Origin of the sequence: Streptomyces sp. NPDC088252 (assembly GCF_044740965.1) — a bacterium.
Lineage (GTDB): Bacteria > Actinomycetota > Actinomycetes > Streptomycetales > Streptomycetaceae > Streptomyces.
Window position 1 is genome coordinate 156,901 of the sequence record NZ_JBIURS010000019.1, and the last position, 8,881, is coordinate 165,781.

At 67.9% G+C, this 8,881-nt stretch carries 8 protein-coding genes and 3 pseudogenes; 5 read left to right on the forward strand and 6 right to left on the reverse strand.

Features of this window, described 5'->3' with window-relative positions; all coding sequences use genetic code 11:
- Nucleotides 1-91 precede the first annotated feature (91 nt).
- The 4 genes from ACIOHC_RS31575 to ACIOHC_RS31590 all read right to left on the reverse strand — a co-directional run bounded on the left by ACIOHC_RS31575 (nucleotide 92) and on the right by ACIOHC_RS31590 (nucleotide 5,492).
- The gene (locus tag ACIOHC_RS31575) at nucleotides 92-2,134 is read right to left on the reverse strand and encodes a beta-galactosidase (protein ID WP_389638700.1); all 2,043 of its coding nucleotides are present in this window, start codon (nucleotides 2,132-2,134) and stop codon (nucleotides 92-94) included.
- Between the two features lie 77 nt (nucleotides 2,135-2,211).
- Nucleotides 2,212-3,549 (reverse strand): ABC transporter substrate-binding protein, encoded by a 1,338-nt coding sequence (locus ACIOHC_RS31580; RefSeq protein WP_401844977.1) that lies wholly within the window; start codon nucleotides 3,547-3,549, stop codon nucleotides 2,212-2,214.
- A gap of 85 nt (nucleotides 3,550-3,634) precedes the next feature.
- Entirely contained in the window at nucleotides 3,635-4,561 is a 927-nt protein-coding gene (locus tag ACIOHC_RS31585; protein WP_351086980.1) for a carbohydrate ABC transporter permease, read from the reverse strand.
- 4 nt (nucleotides 4,562-4,565) lie between these two features.
- Complete coding sequence (locus tag ACIOHC_RS31590) at nucleotides 4,566-5,492, reverse strand: sugar ABC transporter permease (RefSeq protein ID WP_351086978.1); 927 nt, start codon at nucleotides 5,490-5,492, stop codon at nucleotides 4,566-4,568.
- A 222-nt stretch (nucleotides 5,493-5,714) separates the two neighbouring features.
- Here ACIOHC_RS31590 and ACIOHC_RS31595 point away from each other — a divergent pair, with 222 nt between their 5' ends.
- From ACIOHC_RS31595 to ACIOHC_RS31605, 3 genes and pseudogenes are all read left to right on the forward strand, one after another.
- Nucleotides 5,715-6,797 (forward strand): LacI family DNA-binding transcriptional regulator, encoded by a 1,083-nt coding sequence (locus tag ACIOHC_RS31595; RefSeq protein ID WP_389638703.1) that lies wholly within the window; start codon nucleotides 5,715-5,717, stop codon nucleotides 6,795-6,797.
- 35 nt (nucleotides 6,798-6,832) lie between these two features.
- A pseudogene (locus tag ACIOHC_RS31600) lies at nucleotides 6,833-6,964 on the forward strand (IS5/IS1182 family transposase); the annotation flags it as partial.
- A gap of 1 nt (nucleotide 6,965) precedes the next feature.
- Nucleotides 6,966-7,064 (forward strand): annotated as a pseudogene (locus ACIOHC_RS31605) (IS481 family transposase); the annotation flags it as partial.
- A gap of 15 nt (nucleotides 7,065-7,079) precedes the next feature.
- On the opposite strand, the gene ACIOHC_RS31610 reads toward ACIOHC_RS31605, so the two are convergent.
- Entirely contained in the window at nucleotides 7,080-7,271 is a 192-nt protein-coding gene (locus tag ACIOHC_RS31610; RefSeq protein ID WP_351086976.1) for a hypothetical protein, read from the reverse strand.
- Between the two features lie 127 nt (nucleotides 7,272-7,398).
- On the opposite strand from ACIOHC_RS31610, the gene ACIOHC_RS31615 reads away from it, so the two are divergent.
- Entirely contained in the window at nucleotides 7,399-7,938 is a 540-nt protein-coding gene (locus ACIOHC_RS31615; RefSeq protein ID WP_401844980.1) for a winged helix-turn-helix domain-containing protein, read from the forward strand.
- Nucleotides 7,935-8,470, forward strand: a pseudogene (locus ACIOHC_RS31620) (transposase). Before ACIOHC_RS31615 ends, ACIOHC_RS31620 begins: the two are co-directional and overlap by 4 nt.
- Here ACIOHC_RS31620 and ACIOHC_RS31625 read toward each other — a convergent pair.
- Nucleotides 8,384-8,665: a hypothetical protein gene (locus ACIOHC_RS31625; protein WP_389638707.1), complete on the reverse strand. Its 282-nt coding sequence runs from the start codon at nucleotides 8,663-8,665 to the stop codon at nucleotides 8,384-8,386. The pseudogene ACIOHC_RS31620 and the gene ACIOHC_RS31625 overlap by 87 nt on opposite strands.
- Nucleotides 8,666-8,881: the final 216 nt, after the last annotated feature.

The window sequence follows — 8,881 nt, forward strand, 5'->3', positions numbered from 1 at the left end:
CCAACTGAGAATGTGGAATCGCTGCGGTGGCCCCGGGCGGGCAACGTGCTGCCTGGGGAGCTCATGTGTGGAGGGAAAACGGTGGCGTGGATCAGACCAGCGGCCGGCGCACCACGGCGACCTCGCGCGGCCCGAGGACGAGCCCGCCGTCACCGGCCGTGCCGCACAGCACGTCACCGGCGAACCCGGGGAGCGCCACGGCGTCGTCGGTCCGGTTCACCAGGAACAGGAACCTTTCCTCGGCGTTCCTGCGGACGACCAGCTCGACGCGTCCGCGTGCCTCGCCAGGCAGTTCGCTCTCGACACCCGCCGGCTCCAGCAGACGCGGCAGCAGGGCGGCGAGGCCTTCGACGCCGAGGCGCGTCGAGACGTACGATGCCGACCCGGCGTCCGTCGTACGGCGGGTCACGGCCGGCCGCCCGACCTGGTTGCCGGAGTCGTAACGGGCGAGGACCTCGGTCCGCTCGTCGGCCAGGGTGATGCGGTCGGTCCACAGGGTGCCGGTCGAGCCGTCGTCCAGGGACACCGACTCGTCGGCGAGCAGCGGGCTGAACTCCTCGATGCGGAAGCCGAGCAGGTCGCGCAGGGCGCCGGGGTAGCCGCCGAGCCAGACGTGGTCGTTCTGGTCGACCACGCCGGAGAAGTAGGTGGTGATCAGGTGGCCGCCCTGCTGGGCGTAGCGGGTCAGCTCCTGGGCGAGACCGGCCGGGACCACGTGCAGGACGGGCGCGATCAGCACGTTGTAGCGCGCGAAGTCGCTTCTGGTGGTGATCAGGTCGGCACGCACGCCGAGCGTGAGGAGTGCCGAGTACCAGTCCAGGCATTCCTGCCGGTAGTTCAGCAGGGAGGTGGGGTGGGAGTCCTGCTCGCTCGCCCACCAGGAGTCCCAGTCGAAGACGATCCCGACCTTCGCTGCCTCTCGGTCCGAACCGGCCACCGGGGCCAGGGACGTGAGGGTGGCGCCGAGCGCGGCCACCGCGCGGAACAGCTCGCTGTCGGCGCCGGCATGCGGGACCATTGCCGAGTGGTACTTCTCAGCACCCGCCGCTGACTGCCGCCACTGGAAGAAACAGACGGCGTCCGCGCCGTGCGCCACGTGCAGCAGCGAGTCCCGGGCCAGCTCGCCCGGCCGCTTCGCCACGTTCACCGGCTGCCAATTGACGGCGCTGGTGGAGTGCTCCATCAGGAACCAGGGCCGGCCGCCCGCGATGCCACTGGTGAGGTTCGCGGAGAAGGACAGCTCGTCTCGGGACTGCGGGCCGGGGTGGACGTAGTGGTCGTTGGAGACGAAGTCGATCTCCTCGGCCCAGTCCGCGTAATTCATGCCCTTCGTCTCGCCCATCACCATGAAGTTGGTGGTCACCGGGATGTCCGGGGTGATCTCCTTCAGGATGTCCCGCTCCGCGCGCAGGTGGTCCTTCAGGGCATCGGAGGAGAACCGCTTGAAGTCCAGCTGCTGAGTCGGGTTCGGGTGCGAGGCCGCCAGGCGCGGGGGCAGGATCTGCTCCCAGTCGGTGTAGCGCTGCGACCAGAACGCCGTGCCCCAGGCATGGTTGAGGGCCCCCAGCGTGCCGTAGCGGGCGCGCAGCCAGTTTCGGAAGGCGCGGGCCGCATCGTCGGAGAAGTCGTAGATGTTGTGGCAGCCCAGCTCGTTGGAGACGTGCCAGGCGACCAGCGCCGGGTGGTCGGCGTAGCGGGTCGCCATCTCGCGCACCAGGCGCAGGGCGTGCTCGCGGAAGACGGGGGAGCTGGGCCGCCAGTGCTGGCGGGCACCCGGCCACAAGGTCTCGCCGGTCGCGGTGACCGGCAGGATTTCCGGGTGGGCCGTGGTCAGCCACGGCGGCGGGGACGCGGTAGCGGTCGCCAGGTCGACGCCTATGCCGCCGGAGTCCAGCAGGTCCATGACCTCGTCCAGCCAGCCGAAGTCCCACTCGTCGGGGCCCGGCTGCAGACGTGCCCAGGAGAAGATCGCCACGGAGACAACAGTGACCCCGGCCTCTTGCATCAGCCGAACGTCCTCCTCCCACACCTCCCGGGGCCACTGCTCGGGGTTGTAGTCGGCGCCGTAGGCGAGACGTGGGGTGAGGTCACCGTCCGCCCCGCGTCGTGTTCGGGGGTGGAGGGTGGAGATCATGGCGGTCCTTCCGAAGGTGGTGCATGGGGCGGCGCCGCCAGCTGCGGCGCCGCCTTGCGTTCGAGCTGCTGGCGGGGCTACTTCACGATGGTGAAGCCCTGCTCCTTGCCGTACTTGACCGACGCGTCCTGCCACGCCTTCAGGCCGTCGGCCAGCGTGGTGCCGGAGACGTACGCCTTGCCGACCGTGTCGTTGAAGATGGAGTTCGCGTACGGCTGGAATGGCAGGTACTTCCAGTCACTCGTCACGTTCGCGGCGGACTCGGCGAAGATCTTGTTGGCCTCCTGGCCACCGAAGTAGTCGAACTTCTTGTTCTGGAACGAGGCCGACTCCAGCTCCGCCTTGGTGGCGGGGAAGGCGCCCTCGGTGACCCGGATGGCGACACCGTCACCGGCGTTGGCGTACTTCGCGAAGGCGTAGGCGAGTTCCTTGTTCTTGCTCAGCGCCGGGACCGCCAGCGAGCTGCCGCCGTTCTCCGCGCTCGCCTTGTCGCCCTTGGCCCAGGCCGGCATTGCCGCTGCGCGCCACTGGCCTTGGGCGTTCGGGACGCCGCTGACGAAGTTGGCGGGCATCCAGGCGCCGGTGGCCAGGGTGGCGATGGTGCCGTCGCCGAGACCCTTGTACCAGTCGTCGGTCCAGCTGGTGACCGGGGCGAGCAGCTTCTCGTCGATCAGCCTCTGCCAGACCGCCTCGAACTTCTTGGCGCCCGCGTCGTCGAAGTTGATGCTGACCTTGGTGCCGTCGAGCTTGTAGGGGCGCGAGCCGGCCTGCCACAGCATGGAGGTGGTGAAGCCCCCTTCACCGGTGTCGTTGGCTATGTAGACCTTCGGGTCGGCCTTGTGGAGCTTGCGGGCCGCGTCCACGTACTCGTCCCAGGTGGTCGGGGCGGCGATCTTGTATTTGTCGAAGACCGCCTTGTTGAAGAACAACGCCATCGGGCCCGAGTCCATCGGCAGACCGTAGACCTTGTCGCCGTCGCTGACCGCGTTCCACGGACCGGCCGTGTACTTCGAGGCGAGCTTGTCGGCGCCGTACGGGGCCAGGTCGGTCAGCCCCTTGGTCAGGGAGTACTGGCCGAGCGCGAAGTACTCGACCTGGGCGACGTCCGGGAGGCCCTTGCCGGCCGAGATCGCGTTGGACAGCGCGGTGTAGTGCTTGTCGCCGGAGCGCTCGCCGACCAGGTTGACCTTGACCTTCGGGTACTTCTTCTGGAAGTCCGCGGCGACGGTCTTCAGGGTGGGCTCCCAGGCCCAGACCGTGATGTCGCCTCCCTTGTCCAGGGCCTCCTGGACGTCCCCGGCGGAGACCGCCTTCTGGTCGGAGGCGTCGTCCGAGCCGCCGCAGGCGGTGACGCCCATGGCAAGGGTGGAGACGAGGGCAATGCCGCGCAGGATGCGGCTCGTTGTTCTGCGCATGATGCTTCCACTTCTTCGTGGGTGGGACAGCGAGGGTGGGGTGGTGCGGGTGTTTCTCACATGGGGGGCTTGGACGCTGCCCGCGTCACTCCTTGACGCTTCCGGCGGCGAGACCGGACTGCCAGTACTTCTGCAGGAACAGGAAGGCAGCGATCAACGGCAGGATGGTGAGCAGGGAACCCGTGATCACCAGGTTGAAGATGACATCGCCGCCGATGGTCTGCGCCTGCGAGCTCCAGGCGCTCAGTCCCAAGGTCAGCGGGTACCAGTCCGGGTCCTTCAGCATGATCAGCGGCAGGAAGTAGTTGTTCCAGGTGGCGACCGTCGTGAACAGCAGCACAGTCACGATCCCCGGGGCGAGCAGCGGCAGCGCAACCTGGAAGAAGGTCCGAGCCTCGCCGGCCCCGTCCATCCGGGCCGCCTCCAGCAGCTCGGTGGGTATCGCCTCGGCGGCGAACACCCACATCAGGTAGAGGCCGAACGGCGACACCAGCGACGGAATGATCACCGCCCACGGGGTGTCGGTGAGCCCCATCTTGCTGAACATCAGGAAGGTCGGCACCGCCAGCGCCGTACCCGGCACGGCCACTGCGCCGATCACCACGGCGAAAATCGAGCGCTTGCCGGGAAAGTCGAACTTCGCCAGCGCGTAGCCGCCCAGCACCGCCAGCAGAGTGGCGCCACCCGCGCCCAGCACCACGTACAGCAGAGTGTTCAGCAGCCAGCGCCCGAAGATGCCGTCGTGGTAGGTGAAGGTGTCCCGGACGTTGTCCCACAAGGCGAAGTCGTGGGCGAACCACAGCCCGTTGGAGTCGCCCAAGCCTGCCTGGGTCTTGGTGGAGTTGATGACCAGCCAGACCAGCGGCACCACGGTGTAGAGGACCATTAGGGCCATCAGCACCGTCAGCAGCACACTGCGCTTCGGCTTGCCCGAGGGGTGTTTGCGCGGCGTCCTGAGGCGCGCGGCGTCGGCGCTCTTGGCGGGGGATGCGGTCGTGACAGAGGTGCTCATCGGTTTACGCCCCCTTGCGCATACCGCGCAGCTGCACGACATAGGCGATCACCATGGTGATCACGCCCATGATGATGGCTACCGTCGCGGAGTAGTTGTGTTGCTGGCCGTTGAAGGACAACACGTACGTGTAGAAGTTCGGCGTGTAGTCGGTGGTGATGGCGTTGAGCGCCAGCGGACGCAGGATGTTCGGCTCGTTGAAGAGCTGGAAGCTGCCGATGATCGAGAAGATCGTCGCGATGACGATCGCGCCCCGGATCGCGGGCAGCTTGATCGAGGCGATCACCCGCCACTGACCCGCGCCGTCGATCTCCGCCGCCTCATACAGCGAGCTGGGAATGATCCGCAGGGCCGAGTAGAAAATCAGCATGTTGTACCCGACGAACTCCCAGGTCACGATGTTGCCGATGGACGCGAGGACCCAGTCGGGGGAGAGCAGGTCGGGCAGCTTGATGCCGAACGCGTCGTTGATGTCGCCCACCAGGCCGTACCTGGTGCCGTACATGAAACCCCACATCAGGGTGGCGACCACGGCGGGCACCGCGTACGGCATGAAGATGGTGATCCGGAAGAAGTTCTTGCCGTACAGCCGCCCACTGTCCAGCGCCAGCGCCACCAGCAGGGCGATGCCCAGCATGATCGGCACCTGGACCGCCAGGAAGAGCGCCACCCGGCCCACGGCCGCCCAGAACTGGGCGTCCTGCAAGGCCTGCGTGTAGTTGTCCAGGCCGACGAACCGGTTGCCGCCGATGAGCTTGTCCCGGAAGAGGCTCAGGTAGATCGAGTACGCGATGGGGGCAAGGAAGACCAGAGCGAAGACGGCCACAAACGGACCGATGAAGCCCCATCCCGTCCAGGAGCGGCGGTCCCGTTTCGCCGGAGGCGGGGCCGGCCGCGGCTCGGCGGCGGCCGGCGGTTGCAGCGTCATCATGGTCGTTCCTCGCTCGTCCACTCACGGAGCCTGCAGCACCGCGCGGTTCGCCATGCGACGCCGCCGGTGATGTTTGCGCAAACATCACCGGCGACGAAAGGGAGTGAGCTGGTATGTTTACGTAAACATTTGGTGGCGGCATGTCTACACTCCTCCGATGGCACAGGTCAAGGGCCTCCTGGAGAGATCGCGACCAAAGCGATGACAAAGAGGGAGCAGGAAATGGACACGACAGACGGCGTACTGAAGCGGGCGCCCACACCCGCGGCCACCGGCGGACGGCGCTCGCGCGGACAGGGCCGCACCTCGGTCTCCATGGCCGACGTGGCGCGGCTGGCCGGCGTGTCGTCCCAGACCGTCTCACGCGTGTCCAACGGCTACGCGGGCGTCACCGAGGAGACGCGCCGCCAGGTCCTGGCCGCCATGCAGGAACTGGGCTACCGCCCCAACAGCGCCGCCCGCGCCCTGAAACGCGGCGAGTTCCGTACCCTCGGGGTGATTACCTTCTCTCTCTCCACGACCGGGAACGTCCGCACCCTGGAAGCGATCGCGACCTCGGCAGCGGCCAAAGGGTACGCGGTGACCCTGCTGCCGGTCGCCGTCCCCACCCAGGATGAGGTGCGCGGTGCTTTCTCTCGTCTGGAGGAACTCGCGGTCGACGCAGTGATCGTCATCATGGAGGTGCATCTCCTGGACGCGGCCACCATCAACCTCCCGCCGTACGTCCAGGTGGTCGTCGCCGATTCCGACGCGGGTGAGCAGTACACGGTCGTCGACACCGACCAGGCCGGCGGCACCCGCACCGCCGTCCAGCACCTCCTCGGGCTCGGCCACGACACGGTCTGGCACCTCGCGGGCCCCGAGGGCTCCTACGCCGCCCAGCGCCGCACCGATGCCTGGCAGGCCACGCTCACCCACGCGGGCCGCCGGGTGCCGCCGCTGGTGCGCGGCGACTGGTCGGCGGAGTCCGGCTACCGGGCGGGCCTGAAACTGGCCGCACGCGAGGACTGCACGGCGGTTTTCGCGGCCAACGACCAGATGGCCCTGGGTCTTCTGCGCGCCCTGCATGAACGCGGTCGGCGCGTCCCCGAGGACATCAGCGTCGTCGGCTTCGATGACATCCCCGAGGCGTCCTCCTTCCTGCCGCCCCTCACCACCCTCCACCAGGACTTCGCCGAGGTCGGCCGCCTCTGCGTCCAGGCGGTCCTGCGCAAGATGCGCCACGACGGTCCGACCCACGGCACCACCCTCGTCCCGACCCGCCTTGTGATCCGCGAGAGCACGGCACCTCCGGCGGCACGCTGATGTGAGTTCTCGAAGAACGTTTTGTCCCGGCAGGGATCACCGACCCGCTCGGGCAGCTGCTGTGGGCCTCGCCCGCACTCCCCGGGGCGACCCACGACCTGACCGCCGCCCGCACCCACCGCATCATCGACGCGCTCGTTGGTATGGAACTCAAGTGCTGGGCCGACAAGGCGTCACGCCTTCTTCGCCCAGGCCGGGATCACCGTCGAACGCGTCCTGACCGACAACGGCTCCTGCTACAAGAGTCACCTGTGGCGCAACTCCCTCACCGCTCAGGGCATTTCACACAGCCTGGTCCTTCTTCTCCGGGATGACCGCTACTTTGGCGAGCTGTCGCTGTTCGGCCAGCGACCAGAGGCGTGCGGTGCCGTCAGCCGCGGCCGACGCCAGGTGGTCTGGGTCATCGAGGAACACGGCCATGAGAACCCGACCGGTGTGGCCCGGGAGGTGGGCGGTGAACCGGTCGTCGGACACGCTCCGGACGCGAACGCCGTCGTACGGATGGCCCGTCGCCCCTCAGTCCTAGTAGGGCTTGGTTACTGAGGATTTCGGGTTGTCGTCGGGTAGTGACGGTTGTTGATCCCTGCGGTACGCCGTTGGTATGCGTTGTCCAGAGGGCGGGGGCCTGACCGCTGAGCGTCGGGCATTTCGTGAGGGGATCCGGTTGCGGGCCGGTCGGCGGTTCGCGGCAGGTGAGAGGACCGCGGTGATCGCAAAGGATCTGCGGGTGAGTGTGCGGTCGGTGGAACGCTGGCGCCGCGCCTGGCGCGAGGGCGGGCTGGAGGCATTGCGCTCGGCCGGACCGGCGAGCTGTCCGGCCGTCTCCGATGCCCAGTTCGCCGTACTGGAAGAGGAATTGGGCAAGGGACCGGCCGCGCACGGCTTCGGGGACGAGCGGTGGACCCTGGCCAGGGTCCAGACGGTGATCCGCCACCAGCTCCGGCTGAGTCTGTCGGTGGCGACAGTATGGCGGCTGCTGAAACGGCACGGCTGGCCCTGGCAGGCACCCGCCCGCAGAGCACCCGAGCACGACGATCACGCCGTTGAGCTGTGGAAGAAGGAGGTGTGGCCGCCGGTAAAAGGATCGCGGCGGCGTGTGGGTGCCGGATCGTCTTCGAGGACGAGGCCGGCTTCTCCATGACGCCGCCTCGCGCCCGCACCTGGGGCCGGCGCGGACACACCCCCGTCATCCGGGTCCGCGGCAGATCCCGTAGACGGACCTCGGTGGCAGCCCTGTGCTGCTACAAACCCGGCGAGGCAAGCCGGCCGATGTACCGGCCCCGCGGTCACCTGCTGTTGAAGGGTGCACGCAAGAGCTTCTCCCGGAAGGACGACCGGGACCTACTGGTACGGGCCCACATCCAGCTCGGCGGCCCCGTCGTGGTGGTCTGGGACAATCTCAACACGCACCTGACGGCAGGCCTGAAGCGGCACGAAGCCGAGCACGACTGGCTCACCACCGTCCGCCTCCCGCCGTACGCACCCGATCTCAACCCCGTCGAGGGGATCTGGTCACTGGTGCGGAGAGCGATGGCCGACACCGCGTCCGACACACCCGACGACCTCGACCGCATACTCCGCGCGAGTTACACAGAACCCAGCTCCGGCCCCACCTCATTGACGGATGCCTCACCGCCACCGGCCTGCCCCTCACCCAACCGAACCCACCCTGAAAACCTCAGCAACCGGGCCGAGGGGCTCCCGCCGCGCTGGCCGGATTGGGCAAGGGCACTGGTGGGGCCGAGGAGCATGGCCAGAGCGGGCGCGGTGGTCGCGGTGCCGGTCAGCAGCAGGTTGCGGCGGTCCATCAGGTCTCCTTCGGTGATCTCGCGGAGCAGCTCGTCGATGGCGGCGTCGCCCTGCGGCACGCTACGAACCTGCTGCGGCTGAAGGAATTCTTGGATTCATGTGAGCTGCTGTGGAGCTCACATGAATTGGACAAGCGGTTGATGCTACGAACACGATGGGTGCGCAAGAACGCGGCTGCCGGGGGGGTGCCTCTATGTCCTTCGTCAAGTTCGCGCTGCTGGTTTTGAGGGTTTTCATCCTGGTCATGCGGCGAGGGTGACGGTGGGGGTTCGGGA